At 70.9% G+C, this 18,950-nt stretch carries 18 protein-coding genes; 7 read left to right on the top strand and 11 right to left on the bottom strand.

The window, feature by feature from the left end; translation table 11 throughout:
* Nucleotides 1–52 precede the first annotated feature (52 nt).
* Both ACIRQH_RS05495 and ACIRQH_RS05490 read right to left on the bottom strand, forming a co-directional pair.
* Entirely contained in the window at nucleotides 53–1,111 is a 1,059-nt protein-coding gene (locus ACIRQH_RS05495) for a hypothetical protein (RefSeq protein WP_358815824.1), read from the bottom strand.
* Nucleotides 1,112–1,207: 96 nt separating this feature from the next.
* On the bottom strand, nucleotides 1,208–2,470 hold the full coding sequence (locus tag ACIRQH_RS05490) for an aromatic acid exporter family protein (protein WP_388870810.1): 1,263 nt from the start codon (nucleotides 2,468–2,470) through the stop codon (nucleotides 1,208–1,210).
* Between the two features lie 119 nt (nucleotides 2,471–2,589).
* Here ACIRQH_RS05490 and ACIRQH_RS05485 point away from each other — a divergent pair, with 119 nt between their 5' ends.
* Both ACIRQH_RS05485 and ACIRQH_RS05480 read left to right on the top strand, forming a co-directional pair.
* A complete protein-coding gene (locus ACIRQH_RS05485; RefSeq protein WP_358815826.1) occupies nucleotides 2,590–3,186 on the top strand; it encodes a TIGR03086 family metal-binding protein in 597 nt (198 codons plus the stop codon).
* Between the two features lie 173 nt (nucleotides 3,187–3,359).
* Entirely contained in the window at nucleotides 3,360–4,271 is a 912-nt protein-coding gene (locus ACIRQH_RS05480) for a DUF3626 domain-containing protein (RefSeq protein WP_388931654.1), read from the top strand.
* Between the two features lie 212 nt (nucleotides 4,272–4,483).
* Here the strand turns inward: ACIRQH_RS05480 and ACIRQH_RS05475 are convergent, their stop codons facing one another.
* Genes ACIRQH_RS05475 through ACIRQH_RS05460 form a run of 4 tightly spaced genes read right to left on the bottom strand, consistent with a single transcriptional unit; the run spans nucleotide 4,484 to nucleotide 9,069 of the window.
* Entirely contained in the window at nucleotides 4,484–5,842 is a 1,359-nt protein-coding gene (locus ACIRQH_RS05475) for a GH1 family beta-glucosidase (RefSeq protein WP_404224338.1), read from the bottom strand.
* 29 nt (nucleotides 5,843–5,871) lie between these two features.
* Complete coding sequence (locus tag ACIRQH_RS05470) at nucleotides 5,872–6,711, bottom strand: carbohydrate ABC transporter permease (protein WP_358815997.1); 840 nt, start codon at nucleotides 6,709–6,711, stop codon at nucleotides 5,872–5,874.
* Nucleotides 6,712–6,736: 25 nt separating this feature from the next.
* Nucleotides 6,737–7,738 carry a carbohydrate ABC transporter permease gene (locus tag ACIRQH_RS05465; protein ID WP_388870801.1) on the bottom strand — a complete coding sequence of 334 codons (1,002 nt, stop codon included), beginning with the start codon at nucleotides 7,736–7,738 and terminating at the stop codon, nucleotides 6,737–6,739.
* Between the two features lie 14 nt (nucleotides 7,739–7,752).
* Complete coding sequence (locus ACIRQH_RS05460) at nucleotides 7,753–9,069, bottom strand: ABC transporter substrate-binding protein (protein WP_388931651.1); 1,317 nt, start codon at nucleotides 9,067–9,069, stop codon at nucleotides 7,753–7,755.
* 167 nt (nucleotides 9,070–9,236) lie between these two features.
* Here ACIRQH_RS05460 and ACIRQH_RS05455 point away from each other — a divergent pair, with 167 nt between their 5' ends.
* Nucleotides 9,237–10,553: an ROK family transcriptional regulator gene (locus tag ACIRQH_RS05455; RefSeq protein WP_358815831.1), complete on the top strand. Its 1,317-nt coding sequence runs from the start codon at nucleotides 9,237–9,239 to the stop codon at nucleotides 10,551–10,553.
* A 141-nt stretch (nucleotides 10,554–10,694) separates the two neighbouring features.
* A complete protein-coding gene (locus ACIRQH_RS05450) occupies nucleotides 10,695–10,946 on the top strand; it encodes a hypothetical protein (RefSeq protein ID WP_358815832.1) in 252 nt (83 codons plus the stop codon).
* Between the two features lie 102 nt (nucleotides 10,947–11,048).
* Here ACIRQH_RS05450 and ACIRQH_RS05445 read toward each other — a convergent pair whose 3' ends face one another.
* Nucleotides 11,049–12,008, bottom strand: coding sequence for an SDR family NAD(P)-dependent oxidoreductase (locus tag ACIRQH_RS05445; RefSeq protein ID WP_404224335.1), 960 nt, complete (start codon nucleotides 12,006–12,008; stop codon nucleotides 11,049–11,051).
* 329 nt (nucleotides 12,009–12,337) lie between these two features.
* Complete coding sequence (locus ACIRQH_RS05440) at nucleotides 12,338–13,366, bottom strand: PHP domain-containing protein (protein WP_388870792.1); 1,029 nt, start codon at nucleotides 13,364–13,366, stop codon at nucleotides 12,338–12,340.
* Nucleotides 13,367–13,599: 233 nt separating this feature from the next.
* On the opposite strand from ACIRQH_RS05440, the gene ACIRQH_RS05435 reads away from it, so the two are divergent.
* Both ACIRQH_RS05435 and ACIRQH_RS05430 read left to right on the top strand, forming a co-directional pair.
* Nucleotides 13,600–13,836: a hypothetical protein gene (locus ACIRQH_RS05435; protein ID WP_358815835.1), complete on the top strand. Its 237-nt coding sequence runs from the start codon at nucleotides 13,600–13,602 to the stop codon at nucleotides 13,834–13,836.
* Nucleotides 13,837–14,173: 337 nt separating this feature from the next.
* The gene (locus ACIRQH_RS05430; protein WP_388870790.1) at nucleotides 14,174–14,341 is read left to right on the top strand and encodes a hypothetical protein; all 168 of its coding nucleotides are present in this window, start codon (nucleotides 14,174–14,176) and stop codon (nucleotides 14,339–14,341) included.
* A 198-nt stretch (nucleotides 14,342–14,539) separates the two neighbouring features.
* Here the strand turns inward: ACIRQH_RS05430 and ACIRQH_RS05425 are convergent, their stop codons facing one another.
* From ACIRQH_RS05425 to ACIRQH_RS05415, 3 genes are all read right to left on the bottom strand, one after another.
* Entirely contained in the window at nucleotides 14,540–15,787 is a 1,248-nt protein-coding gene (locus ACIRQH_RS05425; protein WP_358815837.1) for an RICIN domain-containing protein, read from the bottom strand.
* Nucleotides 15,788–15,924: 137 nt separating this feature from the next.
* Nucleotides 15,925–16,380, bottom strand: coding sequence for a VanZ family protein (locus ACIRQH_RS05420; RefSeq protein WP_358815998.1), 456 nt, complete (start codon nucleotides 16,378–16,380; stop codon nucleotides 15,925–15,927).
* Nucleotides 16,381–16,842: 462 nt separating this feature from the next.
* Nucleotides 16,843–17,493: a DUF4230 domain-containing protein gene (locus ACIRQH_RS05415; RefSeq protein WP_358815838.1), complete on the bottom strand. Its 651-nt coding sequence runs from the start codon at nucleotides 17,491–17,493 to the stop codon at nucleotides 16,843–16,845.
* Nucleotides 17,494–17,757: 264 nt separating this feature from the next.
* On the opposite strand from ACIRQH_RS05415, the gene ACIRQH_RS05410 reads away from it, so the two are divergent.
* The gene (locus ACIRQH_RS05410) at nucleotides 17,758–18,711 is read left to right on the top strand and encodes a ribose-phosphate pyrophosphokinase (RefSeq protein WP_355864144.1); all 954 of its coding nucleotides are present in this window, start codon (nucleotides 17,758–17,760) and stop codon (nucleotides 18,709–18,711) included.
* Nucleotides 18,712–18,950 lie beyond the last annotated feature (239 nt).

Genomic DNA, 18,950 nt, shown 5'->3' with positions numbered 1-18,950 from the left:
GAGTGCAAGACAGGCAACCCGCGATGCGCGGTACGCAACGCGGGCCGGGCGTCTACCAGTCGCCGTCCCCGACCGGCTTGCCGGGCGCGTCTCCGAGCGGCTTCACCTGGTGGGGCGACGGCTGCTGCCAGGGCTCGTGGTCGTCCCCCAGCCAGTCGCCGACCGGCTTGACCGGGCCCAGCTCGTCCGCCGGCGCGAGGTCCGAGGCGTCCTCGTCGTAGTAGTCGAACCAGGGGAGTCCCGCCCGGGTGTACGCCGCTCGGTCCACCGGGGACGGCGGCGGGGCCTCGCCGGTGATGCGGCGCCACTCCGGCGGCGTCACGAGATGCACGAACACCCGTCCGGCGGGCTCCTCGGCCCACGACGTCAGCGGCCGGTCGTCCGCGTAGACCTCCTGACGCATCGAGCCGCCGACGCCGAGACCCATCGCCGGCGCGCTGCGCGCCCGGAGGGGCGCACCGCCCGCGGGGACGGGTGCGGCTCCCGGGGCGGGTGGCGCGGACATCGGCATCGCCGCGCCGTACGCACCGGCCGCCATCGGCATCCGCGGGAGCTGCCGTGCCTTGCGGCGCTCCGCCTCGCGCCACGCGGCCAGCTCCCGTCCGTTCAGCGGGAACGACTGGAGCTGGACGCCGCCCCAGACCTCCTCACCGGTGACCTGGCCCTCCACGGTGGCCCCGAGCCCCAGCGGGACCGCGACGAACTGGCGGACCGTGCCCTTTCCCGAGTTGATCCCGTCGAGCCAGGGCTGGCGCGGGAGCACGAGGTAGTTCTGCGGGTCGCGGTGGAGCCGGGAGCTCCACGGCTTGCCCGAGACCGCGCACACCTTGCCCACACCGACCTGCAACGCGGCCGGCTCCGCCGTGCCCGCGAAGCTGAGCCACATCGCCTCGCGCAGATATACCGGCAGCATCACGCCGCCCCGGGCGCGCCACTCGGCCGGCACCCGGTCCCCGTAGTCCTCGACCCGCCGGACGGGGAACTCCCCGAGCCCCGGCGGCAGCGCGTGTGTGCCCGACTCGGGCAGCCGCAGGGTGCGGATGAACCGCACCTGCACCCCGCCCGGCAGCCGCAACGCGTTCCCGTCGATCCGTACGGTGTCCTCGGTCATCCGCCCGCCCCCTCGTCGTGTCGCTTCGCACCCGGCGCGGGCCGAACGGCGGCCCACCGCTCCTCGCCGCCACCTCTCGTCCTCACACCGGACCTCTCACGTAGAACGACCGGAGGCGCCGGAACGGTTCCGGCCGCGGCGCAGCCGCGACGGCAGCCGCAGCCGGCGCCGCAACCGCGCGAGATGCGGCCGGTTCTCGCGCTCCTCGCGGCCGCTGCGGTCCAGCTCCTCCAGCAGCCGGCGGGTGCGGTGCTCGGTGTCGAGCTCGTCGATGATGCGGTTGACCTCGGTGAGGACCGATCCGTGCAGCTGCCACTGACTCGCGTCCCGCTGGACCTCGTCGAGGAACAACTGGGCCAGCTTGTCCCGCGTCCCGGCCGCCGTGGCGAGCTCGGCGCTGAGCCGTTCCTCGGCGTTCTCGGCACTGCGGCTGACATCGGTCGTCACCAGGACGGCGAAGCTGACGATCGCGTCGGCCATCTGGCACAGCAGCTCCTCCAGGACGGCACCCGCCTGTGGATCGAACAGCGGTTCCGGCTCCCGCTCCTTCGCCAGGTCGGTGAGGCTGCGCGCGAGGACCCGCAGGACCACGGTGCAGATCTCCAGGGTGTCCAGGCCGGTGCGCAGCACGACCCGGTGCAGCAGCCCCTCGCGAACGCGCGGGTTCAGCTTCAGGCTGTCCTCGGCCTGCCGCAGGGCCGCGTCCACCGAGGCGATGTCGTGATCGAGTCGGCGTGCCTCGTGCAGCCGCTCGGCCGCCACCTCGTACGGCGTGCGACCGGCGGCCTCCTCGCCGATCCGCAGCATCAACTGCCGCAACCGGCGCGCCAGATCCTCGATGGACTCCCCGGCCACCCCCACCCACACGGGCGGCGCGAGCACGAGGTTGCAGGCGAGACCCACGACCGCGCCGATCAGCGTCTCCAGCACACGGGCCCACGCCGTGTCACCGACCCGGGTGACCCCGAGGACCAGCATCGCGCTGATCGCCACCTCGGGCACGAACTCGCTGACCCGGACCAGGTGTCCCACGCCCAGCGAGGCGAGGATGATCAGACCCAGACTCCACCAGGTCAGACCGACCAGACTGCTGAACCCGATGGCGATGACCACGCCCACCACCACGGAGTTCACCCGTCGGATGGCGGTGGTGATCGTCGAGTACAGGGTGACCTGCACGACCAGCAGAGCGGTCAGCGGGGCGGTCAGGGGCGCGGCCTCGGGACTGAGATGCACGGCCACCACGTACGCGAGGGTCGCCGCGAACGTCGATCGGAGCGTCTGGACGACCACGGGCTCCCGACGCCGCTCGACGATCTTCGCGACGGACGCCGCCCACTCACCACGTGCCTCTTGCATCTCTTGGGCCTTCCCCTTTCACAGCTGTACGAACGTTCCTCTTGCGGACCGTAGCTGTCCGCAAGGGCATCTAGGTTGATGTCATCAGCCCGGCAGGACCGCATCTGGAGGACTTCAGGATGAGTGACGTCGAAGGCATCGAACTGCTGACACGCGCCCACGCCCGGCTGCGTGACGCGGCGGCAGGCGTTCCCGAGGGAGCATGGGGAGCACCGACGCCGTGCGGCGAGTGGACGGTGCGGCAGGTACTCAACCACGCGCGGCTCGATCAGCAGGCGTACGGCGCGGCGGTCACCGGCACCGGCCGGCCGGACTCGGACGCCTTCCAGCCCTCCGACGAGCCGGTGGCCGACGCCACGGCGGCGCTCGACAAGGTGCTCGCGGACGTCGCCGGGGTCTACGCGGAGCTGCCCGCCGACATGGAGGCGGTGCCGACACCGCTCGGACCGCTGCCGTTGCGCGTGGCCGCCGCGGCGGGTGCCATGGACGCCGCGGTGCACGCCTGGGACATCGCCGTCGCGACAGGCCAGGAGTCCCCGCTCGACGACGACCTGGCCGGAGGCATCCGGCTGGCGGCGGACCTCCTGGCCGATCATCTCCGCGACGCGTACGGAGTGTTCGCCGCCGCGCGCGAGACACCCGAGGACGCGAGCCCGGCCGCCTCGCTGCTGGCGTTCCTCGGCCGTGACCCGCACTGGACTCCTCGGACGGCCTGAACCGGGTGTCCGTGGCGGGCGGCCCGGCCGGGGGAGCCGCCCGCAATCGAGTTGCGGACGACCCGCACCATGCGAGATCACTGGGGGAGTGCTCCCGAGGTCACCGGCCGGAACCCGGGAGCAGCGGGTCCCCGGTTCCGGGTTCCGGACCGCGTGCTCCACGGGAGGAACCAATGGATGTCGGGGACAGCCGGACGGCGCGGCCCGGGCACACTTCGCGGGAGCGGGCCCTGCGCCATGTGGAGGCGCTCTCCTCGGGGGCCCCACTCGATCCCACCCTGCGGCTGACCCTGAACTTCCACCCCGACCGGTCGGCGCACGGCGTCCCGGTCCTCGACGCGCTGGCCCGGGACGGCGTCTACCGGTCACAGTTCGTCACGGGCACGAGCAACGGCGGACTGACCGCGCACCCCGGCGGCGACCGCTGGCGCTGGGAGAGCCGGATCTTCGGCGCGGCCTACGACACGGCGCCCGCTCACGAGCGCCCCGTCTACGGAGCGCTCGACTTCCGGCGCCAAGTGGTGGGCGCCGCGCCCCGGTTCGGGTCCTCGCACTTCCGCCTCACCGGCGCGGCACTGCGCCGGGCCACCTTCTGCTACCCCGACAGCGCGGCCGAACCGTCCGCGTTCGGGGTCGCGTCCCGCATGTCCCTCGTGGAGCCGGCCGAGGCGGACGACCGGGACGCCCTCGACGACTACATCGAGGCGCAGGTCCACGGACCGGTCGTCCTGTCCCGGGACGTGGAGGCACTGGTCCTCGACGCCTCCTACCGCGGCACGCCCGTCGAGGCCGCGGCCCACCGCCTGCCCTGCCCGGTCGCCTGGCATCCCGGCTACCGGCTCGACGTCGGGGAGTTGCGCCGGCACCCCGACTTCCGCGGCCCCGAGTTCGTCGAACTCGGCGCGGAGATCGCGGAGAACGGGTGGCTGGATCCCCGCGTCATCGGCGACGCCGTCCGCACGGGACGCCACGACCTCCAGGACCTGAAGAAGGTCTGGCACTGCCTCGCCCGCTTCGGGGCGCCACCGGGGGCGGGGACGGCGACGGACGGTCACGCGCTGGAGTGCGGGGTGTCCGGCGCGTAGACCGGGTGCGGCGGGGCCCGCGGACCGGTGGTGCGACCGGAGAACCCGTACGGCCCCGGGCTCGCCCGGGTGCGGGTCGGTCGCTCCGCGGCTCACGGCCGCCCTCGACGAGACAGGCCGGAGCGCGAACGCCCCGGCCGGCAACAGCTCCTGGTCCGAACGGTGGCGCGGCCCGCCGCCGCGAGCCGCGCCACCACCGGACGTCCGTACGGTCAGGCCGCGTTGCGCCCCTGTGCGAGGTGCTCGCGGACGATCTCCGCGTAACGGTGACCGCTGCCCTTGATCGTGCGCTTCTGGGTCTTGTAGTCGACGTGCACCAGACCGAACCGCTTGTCGTAGCCGTACGCCCACTCGAAGTTGTCCAGCAGCGACCAGGCGAAGTAGCCGGCCAGCGGCACACCCTTGCGGACCGCGGAGGCACAGGCCGCCAGGTGCTGCTCCAGGTAGGCGGCGCGCTCAGGGTCGTCGACGGTGCCGTCGGGACGCACGACGTCGGGATAGGCGGAGCCGTTCTCGGTGATGTACAGCTTGCGGGCGCCGTACTCGTGCGTCAGGCGGAGCAGCAGGCGTTCGATGCCGGCGGCCTCGACCTCCCAGTCCATGGCGGTACGGGGCACGCCGGGCCGGCTGATCGAGCGGACGTGCGGGGCCGGCCCCGTCGGGTCGTCGGTGACCGTGGACGGGAAGTAGTAGTTCAGGCCCAGCCAGTCCAGCGGCGCGGCGATCGTCTCCAGGTCGCCCGCCACCTCGGGGAGTTCGACCCCGTACACCTCGACCATGTCGGCGGGGAAGCCGCGGCCGTGCACCGGGTCGAGCCACCAGCGGTTGGTGTGTCCGTCGAGCCGCTTCGCCGCGGCGACGTCCTCGGGACGGTCCGTGGCCGGCTGGATGTCGGACAGGTTGTTGACGATGCCGACCTGGGCGCCCGGCACCGCGGCACGGATCGCCTGGGTGGCGAGGCCGTGTCCGAGGAGCAGGTGGTACGAGGTGCGGACCGCGGCCGTGAGGTCGGTGAAGCCCGGGGCCATCCGGCCCTCCAGGTGCCCGATCCACGCCGAGCACAGCGGCTCGTTGAGCGTGGTCCAGTGCTTGACGCGGTCACCGAGCCGCTCCGCCACCACGGACGCGTACGCGGCGAAGTGCTCAGCGGTGTCACGGGCCGGCCAGCCGCCCCGGTCCTGGAGCACCTGCGGCAGGTCCCAGTGGTACAGGGTGACGGAGGGCGTGATGCCCGCCTCCAGCAGCCCGTCGACCAACTCGTCGTAGAAGGCGAGCCCCTTCGCGTTGACCGGGCCGTCGCCGCCCGGCACGACGCGTGGCCAGGCGACGGACAACCGGTAGGCGTTGGTGCCCAGCTGGCGCATGAGACCGATGTCCTCGCGCCAACGGTGGTAGTGGTCGCAGGCCGCGTCCCCGTCGTCGCCGTTGTCGATCTTGCCCGGGGTGTGCGAGAAGGTGTCCCAGATCGAGGGGGAGCGGCCGTCCTCGCTGACGGCACCCTCGATCTGGTAGGCCGACGTGGCCGTACCCCACAGGAAGTCCTCGGGGAGGGCGGCAAGGTCGATGGTCACTGAAGTCCCTTCGTCATCAATGGAATCGGTCACTTGACGGCTCCAGCCGTCAGTCCGGCGACGAGATAGCGCTGGAGCAGCAGGAAGCCGGCGACCACGGGAATGCTGACGACCAGCGAGGCGGCCATGATCTGGTTCCAGTACACGTCGTTGAGCGTGGAGTAGCCCTGCAGGCCGACGGCGAGCGTGCGGGTGGCGTCGTTGGTCATCACGGACGCGAACAGCACTTCGCCCCAGGCGGTCATGAAGGCGTAGACGGCGACCGCGATGATGCCGGGGATCGCGGCCGGCACGACGACCCGGAACAGCGCCCCGAGCGGCCCGCAGCCGTCCACCAGCGCCGCCTCGTCGAGATCGCGCGGCACCGAGTCGAAGTACCCGATCAGCATCCAGATCGAGAACGGCAGCGAGAAGGTCAGATACGTGAGGATCAGACCGCCGCGCGAGCCGAACAGGGCGATGCCCGTCGCGTTCCCGATGTTGACGTAGAGCAGGAACAGCGGCAGCAGGAAGAGGATGCCGGGGAACATCTGCGTGGACAGCACGGTGACCGTGAAGACGCGCTTGCCGCGGAAGTTGTAGCGGCTGACGGCGTACGCGGAGAAGACGGCGATCACGACCGAAGCGGCCGTGGCCGCTCCCGCCACGATCAGCGAGTTCACGAAGTACCGCGCCAGCGGCACCGTCGACCAGATGTCGATGTACGGCCGGATCGTCAGACCGCTCGGCAGCCAGCGGAACTTGCCGGTGACGTCCGCGAGCGGCTTCAGCGAGCTGGAGACCATGACGTACACCGGCACCAGGACGAACCCGGTGAGCAGCGTGAGGAAGATCCCGCGGCCCACCTGGAAGGACCGCGGGGGCGCCATCGGCGAGCGCCGGGCGCTGGGATTGCTAGACATCGGACGTCTTCCTTCCCCGGGAGGTCAGCAGCAGGTAGACGCCGGTGACGACGAGCAGGAAGAGCAGCAGCAGCACGGACATCGCCGAGCCGGTGCCGAAGTTCCAGGTCACGAAGGACGCTTGGTAGATGTGGACCGAGATGAGGTCCGCCGCTTCCGGGGCCGTCTTGCCGAACAGGACGAACGGCGTGTTGAAGTCGTTGAACGTCCACAGGAACAGCACCAGGACGAGCACCTGGTTGACCGGCCGCAGCGACGGCAGCGTGATGCGGCGCAGTTGCTGCCACAGGCCCGCGCCGTCGAGTGCGGCCGCCTCGTACAGCTCGCCCGGGATGTTCTGCAGGCCCGCCATGACGATCAGGAAGGCGAACGGCCAGCCCTTCCAGACGGACACGGTGAGCAGGGCGTAGAAGCTGTTGTCCCCGATCAGCCAGAAGGACGGCTTGTCGGTGAGGTGCAGCTGGTCGTGCAGGACGTGGTTCACCAGGCCGTTGTCGTGCTGGAACATGAAGACCCAGGTGATGACGGCCGCGTACACGGGCAGCGCGTACGGCACGAGGAACAGGGCCCTCAGGATGCCGCGCCCGAAGAAGTTGTCCTGCATGTAGATCGCGGCGGCGGTGCCGATGAGCCAGCACAGGGCGACCGAGAGCAGGGTGAAGACGACGGTGACGAAGAACGAGTGCAGCAGCGCCTGGCCGACGGGCGCGTCGAAGTCCACCGACACCGAGTAGTTGTCGAAGCCGGACCAGGGCGCGGCGCCCCAGTCGCTGATGTAGTTCTGCGTGAGCTCCTTGAAGCTCATCACGATGCCGATCACCATCGGCACCAGGTGCACCAGGAGTTCCAGCACCAGCGCCGGCAGGAGCAGGAGGTAGGGCAGTCCGATGCGCTTGATCCGCCCGGTGCGGCGCGGGCCTCGCGCCGCACCGGGGGAGCTCTTGCGCACCGTCGTCTCGCCGGGTTCGGCGGAGGCGGCGGTCGTGGTGGTCATGGCAGTTTCCGCACTCACTTCTTCGGCATCTGCTGCTGGGCCTTCTCGAGCGCCGCCTTCACCGAGGCCGTGGTCACGGCGTGGCCGCCGGCGGCGTCGGCGAACAGTTCCTTGACGGCGGTGCCGACCGCGGTCTCGAACTGGGACTCGTCCGCGACCTGCGGAAGGGCGGCCGCGCTCTTGGCCAGCGTGTCCTTGAGGACCGCGTTCGCCGCGTCGGTGAAGGGCGCGACCTCCTGGGCCGTCTTGACCGGCGGGATCGAGCTGTACGCCGTGTTCAGGATCTTCTGCTCGGCGTCACTCGTCAGGAACTTCACGAACTTGGCCGAGCCGTCGAGGTTCTTGGTGTTCTTGAACACCGCGAGGTTGATGCCCGCGACCATGGAGTTGGTGCTCGTGCCCGTCCCCGGGGTGCCGGACTGCACGGGCACCGGGGCGATGCCGTACGTGGAGGGGTCCATGCCCTGCGACTTCAGGTTGGCCGCCGCGGACTGCCACAGCAGCATGGCGTTCTTGCCCTTGGCGAAGTCGCTGACCGACTGGTTCTGCGCGTACTCGGCGTTGCCCGGGGCGATGATCTTGTCCTTCGCCATCAGGTCGACGTACTGCTTGACCGCGGCCACCACGCCGTCGTTGGTGAAGTCGGGGGTGCCGTCGGCCTTGAAGAAGTCCGCGCCGTGCTGCTTGGCGAAGACGAACGCGTGGTGGATGTTCTCCGACACGTTCGCGCCCTCGGCGCCGATGGCCCACTTGCCGCCCTTGGAGAGCTTCTTGCCGTCGGCGACCAGCTCGTCCCACGTGGCCGGCGGCTTGGAGATCCCCGCGTCGGCGAACATCTGCTTGTTGTAGTACAGCGCGTACGCCATCGAGTACAGCGGGACCGCGGCGGGGTCCTTGCCCTCGGCGCCGGTGGAGCCGAGCGCGGAGTCGACGAAGCGGTCCTTGCCGCCGATCTTGTCGAAGTTCTTCGCGTCCCACGGCAGCAGCGCGCCCGTGGCCTGCAGCGAAGCGCTCCAGGTGTTGCCGATGTTGAGCACGTCGGGGCCCTGACCCGAGGTGGTGGCGGTCAGGATCCGGTTCAGCAGGTCGGACCAGGGAACGACCTCCAGCTTCACCTTGATGCCCGTCTGCTTCTCGAACTTCTTGAGCTCGGGCGCGAGGACCTTCTTGTCGATCCCGATGCTGGCGCCCTGGTTGGACGCCCAGTACGTGAGCGTCTTGGGCGAGTCGTTGGACCCGCCGCCGTTCGACGAGCCGCCGCCGCAGGCGGTCGCGGCGGTCAGCAGGGTGATGGTGACCGCACCGGCGGCCGCGGCTCGGATTCTGCGCATGGCTGCGTATGTCCCTTTCCCGGAGGGAGCCATGAGGAGCGCCCGCGTTCACTTCCCGAACGATCCTCATGGCTTAATTTAGGACGTGAGTTAAGACCCGGAAGAAAGTCGCGTCAAGGGATCGCGCAGGGGTATCTTGCAGGTCGGGCAGGCCGGAAGGGAATCACATGGCGGCGCGGAACGGTCGGACAGTGCGTGACCTGCGACGGGGCAATCGCACCGCCGTACTGCAACGGTTGTATTTCGACGGGCCGATGAGCCGCTACGAGCTCGGTCCCGCGACCGGACTCAGCTCCGGATCCATCAGCAACGTCGTCGCCGAGCTCGTCGCGGACGGGCTCGTGGAGGAGGCCGGCAGCGTCGACTCCGACGGTGGACGCCCCCGCACCCTGCTGCGCGTCGTCCCCGGCAGCGGCCACATGATCGGCGTGGACGTCGGCGAAACCCGCGTCCGCGTCGAGCTGTTCGACCTGACCCTCACCGAACTCGCCCGTGTCGAGAGGCCGTTGGAGCGCCACGGCTACGACCGCCCGCTCCGCAGCCAGGGTTATGACGTCGACGTCATCGTCGGTCACATCCGCGACGGCATCGCCGAGGTGCTCGCCGCGACGGGCATCGCCCCGCAGCAGCTCCTCGGCGTCGGCATCGGGGTGCCCGGCATCGTCGCCCGCACCCCCGAGCGCGGCGCGGTCGTGCACGGTCAGACCATCGGCTGGGACGCCGTCCCGCTGGAGTCCCTGCTCCGCTCGGCCTGCGAACTTCCCGACACCGTGCCGTACTTCGCGGACAACGGCGCCCGCACGCTCGGCCAGGCCGAGATGTGGTTCGGTGCCGGACGCGGGGCGCGCAACGCGGTCGTCGTCCTCTTCGGCTCCGGTGTCGGCGCCTGTCTGGTCACCGACGAGGTGGAGAACGGCCGGTCCGTCGAGTGGGGCCATCTGACCGTACGGGTCCGGGGTCGCCGCTGCCGCTGCGGTTCACTGGGCTGCCTGGAGGCGTACGCGGGAGCGGAGGCGCTGCTCGACCGCTGGCGGGAGGAGGGCGGACACCCCCCGGAGGGCACCGACGAGGAGACGGCGCTGACCGCGATGCTGGCCGCCGCCTACCCGCCCGAGGGCACCGCCTCCGACCCGATCGCCCTCGCCGTCCTGGAGGAGACGGCCGAGTACCTCGGCGCCGGACTCTCCGACCTGATCAACCTCTTCCAGCCCGAGCGCATCCTCATCGGCGGCTGGGCGGGCCTCCAGCTCGGCTCGCGCTTCCTGCCCGCAGTCCGCCGCTACGCGATCTCGTACTCCCTGCGCTATCCCGCCCAGCGGGTCACCGTGGACCTCGGCCGGCTGGGCCCCGACGCGGTGACCGTGGGTGCCGCGATCCTGCCGCTCGCCGACTTCTTCGCGCGCGGCGGGCGGCGCGAGGAACCGGCGCCCACCGGTCCGTCGCCCGCCTGGCGCACGGCCCTGGAGGAGCGGGCGCCCCACTGACGTCCGTGCCGGGGAGATCGTGAGGTCAGCGGCGCGCGCGGGGTTTCACCGATGGGCGCCGTGGTACTCAGCCCGGGTCCGGAAGCGGCCCGCCCGACGGCGTGCGGGCCGCACCGATCCGCCCCACGAAGGGAGTGCGCCGTGAGTGACGAGCTTCCGCAGGCCCCCGGTGAGTCCGCTCACCCGATCCCGCGGGACATGCCCGACCAGCAGGCCCACGAGGGCGACGACCCCTGGGACGTCGTCTCGGGCGCGGACGGGCGCGAGGCCGGCGGGGACGAGTCCGCGACGGACGTTCCCGACACCGACGAGGCGGGCACCGCCCGCCAGGGCGCCCCGCGCTCGGACACCGTGCATCCCGAGCATCCGGGTCCCGAGGAGTCCACGGCCTGACGAGTCCACGGCCTGCGGGACGGGGCGCGCGGCGCCCCGCAGCCTCGGCGTGCGGGTGAGCGGCGGGAGTTCGCTTCCGCCGCTCACCGGACCGGGCGCCGGTCACGCGAAGGCGTTCACCCCGGTCAGCTCCGCGGACAGAGCCCACAGTCGCGTGGCCTGCTCGGGGTCGGTGGCGTGCGGCTTCACGCCGGTGCGGGAGCCGTCAGCGGGAGCCGGCTCGGCGATGTCGCAGTCCTCGCAGTACACCCCGCCTAGGCCGTCCAGCTGCGGTGACGTCGCCGCCCACACCTGGGTGGCAGCTCCCTGCTCCGGGGTCTTGAAGGCCTCGGGGTGGAGGGGCTCGCCGTTCTCGTCGATCCACCCGCGTTCGACCATCTCCTCCTTGGGCAGATGCCGCTGGAGCGGGGTGAGGATGCCGCCCGGGTGCAGCGCGAAGGCCCGCACCCCGAAGTCCCGGCCGAGCCGGTCGAGCTCGACGGCGAACAGCACGTTCGCCGTCTTGGCCTGCCCGTACGCCTCCCACTTGTCGTAGCCGGTGCGCCAGTTCACGTCGTCCCAGCGGATGCCGGAGGTGTGGTGGCCGGTGGAGGAGACGGACACGACGCGCGCCCCGCCCGGTGCGATCGCCGGCCACAGCCGGTTGACGAGGGCGAAGTGGCCGAGGTGGTTGGTCGCGAACTGGGCTTCCCAGCCGGGCCCGACCCGCGTCTCCGGGCAGGCCATGATGCCCGCGCTGTCGATGACGAGGTCGACGGTGCGGCCGGAGGCGAGGAAGCGCTCGGCGAAGGCCCGCACGCTCTCCAGGTCGCCGAGATCCAACTCGTCCGTCTCGACGCCGTCGATGCCCTCCAGGGCCTCGCGGGCGGCCTCGGGGCGACGCGCCGGAACCACCACGTGGGCACCCGCCCGGGCCAGCGCCCGCGTGGTCTCCAGGCCGATGCCCGAGTAGCCGCCGGTGACGATGGCCAGCTTGCCGGAGAGGTCGATCCCCTCAAGAACCTCGTCGGCGGTGCTCTTGGCGCCGAAACCCGAACCGATCTTGTGCTGTGCAGTGCTCATGTCCTGAACGCTACGAATTGGAGCGGACTCCAAGTCAAACGGACACGGCCTGCGTCGCCCATGGCCGCCCGGGCGGCCAGCGCCGGGAGCGGGGGAGGGCAAGGGAAAGGCCCCGACCGGACGGGGGAATCGCGGTCGGGGCCGACTGTGGGTGGGCACGGATGGCGGTCGCCTCTCGGCGAAACGCTCCACAGGGCTTCAGCCGAACGATCGTCCCTGTGGGCAAAAGGTGAGGCCCGGGGACACTGTCCCATCCGCACCCACGAGTCGTTCAACGGGTAACTACCGGCCGGTGTTCCCCAGGCCGACCGGACCGGCGGTGATGTACGTCACGTCCCGGCGGGCGTCCTGCGAGTCCCGGCCCAGGCGAGCAGATCGTCCAGGCCCCAGGTGGTGATCACCCGCCCGGCGGGCACCCCGCACTCCTCGGCGCGTGCGCAGCCGTAGATCTGCCAGTCCAGCTGTCCGGGCGCGTGAGCGTCGGTGTCCAGCGAGAAGAGGACCCCCGCGTCGACGGCCGCCCGCAGCAGTCGGCGCGGCGGGTCGAGACGCTCGGGACGGCTGTTGATCTCGACGGCCGTACCGGTCTCCGCGCAGGCCGCGAAGACGGCCTCCGCGTCGAACGCCGACTCGGGCCGCCCGCGCTCGCCGATCAGCCGGCCCGTGCAGTGCCCGAGCACGTCCGAGAGCGGGTTGCGGACGGCGGCGACCATCCGGCGGGTCATCGACGGCGCGTCCATGCGCAGTTTGGAGTGCACCGACACGACCACCACGTCGAGTTGTTCCAGCAGCTCGGGCTCCTGGTCGAGCGAGCCGTCGTCGAGGATGTCGCACTCGATCCCGGTGAGCAGACGGAAGGGCGCCCAGCGCTCGTTCAGGTCCGCGACGACCGCCAACTGTTCCCGCAGCCGCTCGGGGGACAGTCCGCGCGCCACGGTCAGCCGCGGCGAGTGGTCGGTGAGCACCGCCCAGGCATGGCCGAGCCGGGCGGCGGCCCGCCCCATGTCCGCGATCGGACTGCCGCCGTCCGACCAGTCGGAGTGCAGATGACAGTCCCCGCGCAGCAGCTCCCGCAGGGCCGTACCGCCCTCGGTGAGCGGCCCTCCGACGTCCCGCTCCACCTTCTCCAGATAGCCGGGCACCTCACCGGCCAGCGCCTCCCGGACCACCTGCGCTGTCTTCGGGCCGACGCCCTTGAGCTTCTCCAGCGAGCCGTCGGCGGCACGCTCGCGCACCTCCTCGGCGGAGAGCGCCGCGAGCACCGCCTCCGCCGTGCGGAAGGCCCGTACGCGATAGGTGGGGGCGAGACTGCGCTCCAGCAGGAACGCGATGCGGTCCAGGGCCTCCACGGGGTCCATCGGCACCTCCCGGCCGCCGTCGCGCGGTCCTTCACCCGCACTCCTCCCAGGGTTGCCCAGCCGCCGCCGGACCGCATGACGGACGCCGGGAGCCGGTCGGCGGACGGAAGCCGCGGGCCGCTCACCCGGCTGGGTGAACAGCGGATTCCCGCTGCTCCGGGGCCTTCCGGGCGCGATGGGCGCGCGGCCCCCGGCGCCGCGCTGACCCGCGACAACCGCTTTACGATCTAGCCATGACCGAAAGCTCCAGCCCGCACATCGCCCGCCCACGGATCCTGGTGCTCGGGGTACAGCCGGGCACACCGCCGTTCCGCATCATGGAGATCGACGGCGAGATGGTCGGCGAGGCGAAGGCGATCACGGACGTCCTGGAGTACGCCGCCGCGTACGGCATCATCGTGCACGACCTCGACGACCCCGAAGTGGTCCGCTGGGTGGGCGGCGACAAGCTCACCTGGGTACCGCGCTGACACCGGGCCACGCCGGTCGGCGTGCCCGCGCCCGGAAGGCGGTCCGGGCCCGAGCGGGTCCCCGGCATCCGCTCCGGTCGAACCGGTTGCGCCGGTTGGCGCCGTCCCCCGCGGAGCGGCGGCGCGGCCGCCACTGAGGCAAGTGATGGCCGCGATGCACGTGGCAGGCACGCATTTCAACGGAGGTCGAAATGATGGCGTGCGGTCCTCGGCCCGTCGAAGGTGGTGGATGACCAGGCAGGACCAGGTTTTCGAGTCCGAGGTGATTCACGTGCGTATCCGCAGGGTTGTCGCTGGAACGGCCGCCGCGCTCATGCTGGCCGGTGGAGGCGTTCTCATGAGTGCCGCCGGTGCCCAGGCCGCGCCCGCGGCCTGTCACACGGTCACCAAGGTCGTTCCGGTCACCGTTGTCATGGCCCAGCAGGTCTACGAGAACGGCCAATTGGTGACCAGGTACGTCCTGGTCACGCGCTACGAGACCGTCTCCACGATCGTGTGCGACTAGGTGAGTCGGCCCGTCCGAGGCCTCGGACGGCTCGGACACGGTCGATTCGTCCGCGCGACGAGGTCCGACGGTCGTCCTGACCGGTGACCCGCCGCTCCAGGAGCTCTGGGGCGGGTGGCCCGCCGATACCGCAGCTGATCGGCGATATCGGCGGGCCGGCAGCGGCAGAGCCCTCGAAGACTCCGCCCGATCGGTCTGTCAGCCCACGGTCCACTTCTGGTTGGCCCCGCCGGAGCACGTCCAGATCTGCAGGCGGGTGCTGTTGGCCGAGTCGTTCCCGGTGACGTCCAGGCACTTGTTGGCCGCCGGGTTCACGATGTCGTGCGCCGCGCTGACGGCCCACTTCTGGCCGGTGCCGCCCGTGCAGTCCCACAGCTGGATCTTGGTGCCGTCCGCCGTACCGTTGTTGGTGACGTCCAGGCACTTGCCGAGGGCGCGGATCGTGCCGTCGGAACCGACCGTCCACTGCTGGGCGGCCGATCCGTTGCAGTCGTAGAGCTGCACGGGCGTCCCGTTGGCCGTACCGGCCGCCGCGACATCGACGCACTTGCCCGCGAGGCCCTTGATCGGGGCGCCGCCGCCGCTCGGGCTGTCGCTCGTCGTCACCTTCACCTCGTCGACGACGAGTTGCTGCGGGAAGGAGGTGGAGCCGTCCGGGTCGCCCGGCCAGTAGCCGCCGACCGCGAGGTTGAGGATCAGGAAGAACGGCTTGTTGAACACCCAGGTGTTGCCGCCGAGGTCGGCCGGCGTGCGCCGCTGGTAGACGGTGCCGTCCACCGACCAGCTGATCGAGTTGGGCGCCCAGTCCACCGCGAAGGTGTGGAAGGCGTCCGCGAAGGCCTGGCCGTTCGGCAGGGAGTAGCCCGCGCCGATACCGGCGGACCCGGAGTAACCGGGGCCGTGGATCGTGCCGTGCACGGTCGACGGCTCGAAGCCGACGTTCTCCATCACGTCTATCTCACCGGAGTTCGGCCAGCCCACCTGTCCGATGTCGCTGCCCAGCATCCAGAACGCCGGCCACATGCCCTGCCCGCGCGGGATCTTCATCCGCGCCTCGACATGGCCGTACGTGGAGGTGAACTTCCCGGAGGTGTTCAGCCGGGCCGAGGTGTACTGGCATGTGCCGTACCAGCACTGGTAGTTGGACGGGTTCTCCTTGCGGGCGGTGATGACCAGGTGGCCCTGGCCGTCGAGCGCCGCGTTCTTGTTGCCCGACGTGTAGTACTGCCGTTCGTGGTTGCTGACGTTGTCGCCGGTCTCGATCTGCCACTTGGACGAGTCGACGGCCGAACCGGCGGCACCGTCGAAGGTGTCCTGGAACGTCACCGCGGCAGCGGCCGCCGCCGGACCCGCGTGGGCGGGAGCGGCGACGGCCGAGGCGGAGGCGACGAGCGCGGCGGACAGCGCGGCGAAGAGGCATCTGCGCAGCAGGCGTGGGGAGTCCATGACTCTCTCTTCCGTACGGCTGCCCGCGTGGCGGGAGAGCCGACTGAGGTGGGGGGTGCATGCTTCGCCTCTTGATTTAAGAAGTGAGGTAAGGGACTGTCAAGACTCTGGTCCGTACCATCACTTGGGGTGACGCCTCAGGCGCGAAGCCGCTTGCGAGGGTGCACCGCCCGACCGAGCCGACGGCCCAGCAGCAGGTAACCGATCAGCGCGCCGGTGGTGTTGAGGATGACGTCGTCGATGTCGAAGGAGCGCCCGGTGATGAGGGCTCCCTGGACCAGCTCGACCAGCAGCATGACGGCGGCGGTCAGGAGGAGGACGCGCAGGATGCCGCGGGTGCGCGGAGCGACCACGGGCAGCAGCACCCCGAAGGGGATCCCCAGCAGGATGTTGCCGCCGATCTGCTTGACGGCGTCGCGTAGTTCCGGCTGGTCGAGGTAGGCCCGCAGGGAGCGTCCGGGGTGGAGGTTGTTGTGGATGAGGGCGGTGGACGCCGGCGAGGGCTCCAGCGTCAGATGGGCCAGTGCGACCGCGAAGGCGACCATCGCGGCGAACCCGATCAGCATGGCCAGGGCCCTCAGCGGCCAGGCCATCGTCTCGCGCCGGGGTGCCGGCTCCGGGGTCCTGCGGGCGAAGAAGGACCGGGTCTTCCCGGCCTTGACCCGGTCGGACTTCGAAGTGCCCTTGCCGCGCTCCGGCTTCGACGTCGTCCTGCCTCGGTCTGATCCGGACTTCGGTGCCGATTTGCGGCGACCCGCCTTCGCGACCCGTGTGCCCAACGCCGTGCGGACCATGCGGCCCTCCCCTTTTTTCACGCTGCCCTCTGGTGCAGCCCGCATACCCCCTAAAGGCCTCTCGATGCGCGCGTTCGGCGGCCGGTCCTGAGGCGGTTCGACGGCCTCGGCCACTGTCCAGGAAAAGGCGGAAGGAACGAGCCGCGAACACTCTCCGTAAGCACGCGAGGGGGCCTGTACGGCCCCGGAGACAGCGAGCGGCGCCGGGTGCGACCGTGTGGTCGTCCCGGCGCCTCTGACACGTTCCCGAACCTTCCCGGCTCAGCTGCCGTAGGTGACCTTTACCTCCTCGAAGCCGAGTGAACGCAACAGGCCTTCGAGCATGCCCGTGGTGTTCTTCTCGGCCCGCGAGGTGAGTCCGCTGTCCTTCGCGGCGTCGTTGATGTGCTTGACCGCGAGCTTCTGCACGGCCTGCTCGTTGTTCGGGTTGCCGGAGAAGATGTCCCCGATCCGGTCGAGGAGGCCACGCTGCTTCGAGACGGCGTACGAGTGGTCGGGGTCGAGGGCGGCCTTGCCCAGCGCCGCGTGGGGCAGGTGGAGCGTGGCGGACGTCCGGTCGTCGTTGACCTTCACGTCCTTCTTGGCGAGATGCCCCAGATCGACATAGGCGTCGACCGTGCCGGCCCCCACGTACAGCGTGCGGGTGCCACGGATCGCGTCGGGCAGGTACTTGGCGTCCTTCTCCAGGTCCACGACGACCTGGAAGTTGCCCGAGGCCGCGTCGTAACGGCTCATGTCCTGGATCGACTTGAGGAGCGTGGGACCCGACCTGTCGTGACTCTCCGTGCCGAACACATCGCGCAGGCCCGGCAGAACGGCCAGCCGCAGCCCGGCGAAGAGCACCACGAGCACCAGTACGAAGGCGCAGACCACCTTCGCCCAACCGGGCATGCGCTTGATGGACGTCGTCATGTCGACGGCCCTCCTTTCAACCGCCCGTATACCCGGCAAGTCCCGTGACAGGCCGACGGGTTGGCGGGTGCCGGGGAAGCGGCACCCCGCCGGGTGCGGTCGGACGGTGGCCCGAGCCCTCGCCCTTCACGGCCGGAACCCTCGTCCAGGCCGGCATTCCCCCCGGTCGAAGGCCTGAGGGGTGCCCAGTAGCATGAGGTACGCACTCCGGGCCGATCTTGCCAACCGGCGACGCAACCCGGTTCGATCATGCGAGGAGCGGTCGTGCGTGACATCGCCGTGTTCAGCGGTAGTGCCCATCCCGAGCTGGCGGCCGAGCTCTGCGCCCACCTCGGTGTGCCCCTCAGTCCCACCCGGGTCAGCCGGTTCGCCAACGACTGCCTGGAGGTCCAGCTCCAGGCCAACTGCCGCGAGCGGGACGTCTTTTTGGTGCAGCCCCTGGTCACCCCGGTGCAGGAGCATCTCGTCGAACTGCTGATGATGTGCGACGCGGCGCGGGGTGCCTCGGCCGGGCGCATCACCGTCGTGATGCCGCATTATTCGTATGCACGTTCGGATAAAAAGGACATGCCGCGGATCTCCATGGGCGGGCGGCTCGTCGCGGACCTGCTGGTGGCGGCCGGGGCGAGCCGGGTCCTCGCGGTGACCCTGCACTCCCCGCAGGTGCACGGCTTCTTCTCCGTGCCGGTCGACCACCTGCACGCGCTGCGGGAGCTGGCCGCGCACTTCCGGAGCAACGACCTGTCGCGCACGACGGTCGTCTCGCCGGACCTCGGCAACGCCAAGGAGGCGGCCGCGTTCGCGCGGCTGATCGGGGCCCAGGTGGCCGCCGGCGCCAAGCAGCGTTTCGCCGACGACCGGGTGAGCATCAGCAGCGTGATCGGTGAGGTCGCCGGGCGGGACGTCATCGTTCTGGACGACGAGATCGCCAAGGGCAGCACGGTGCTCGAACTCCTCGACCGACTGCGGGAGTTGGGGCCCCGGTCGATCCGGGTCGCCTGTACCCACGGGCTGTTCGCCGCGGGTGCGCTGAAGCGGCTCAGTGAGCAGCCCGACGTGCTGGAGATCGTCTGCACGAACACCGTGCCGGTGCCGGTCGAGGAACACACCGAGAAGCTCAGCGTGTTGTCCATCGCGCCGGCGCTTGCCGAGGCGGTGCGGCGGATTCACAACGGCGAGTCGGTGAGTGCCCTCTTCGACGCCCCGCGGAACGAGTAGCGGAGCCCCGCGGCACCGGCCCTCTCCCGGTCGGCTCATTCACCCGGCACGACCTCGGCTTTCTTTCGGCCTCCTCAGCCCCTGTCCTTCCCGTACCTGGGACTCCGCCCCGGATCCGCTCCTCAAACGCCCGGGGAGGCTGAAGTGTGGGCCCGCGCCCGGCGTCCGGCGGGAGAGTCGTGCCGGTGCTCGTGCCGGTACATCGGATGCCCGTCGCTCCTGACGTCCGGATCGAGCGG

This window comes from Streptomyces sp. NPDC102279, from assembly GCF_044766365.1.
In the GTDB taxonomy this organism is placed as follows: Bacteria; Actinomycetota; Actinomycetes; order Streptomycetales; family Streptomycetaceae; genus Streptomyces.
The sequence above is the reverse complement of the archived record's forward strand: the minus strand, read 5'-3'. Positions and strand labels throughout refer to the sequence as shown.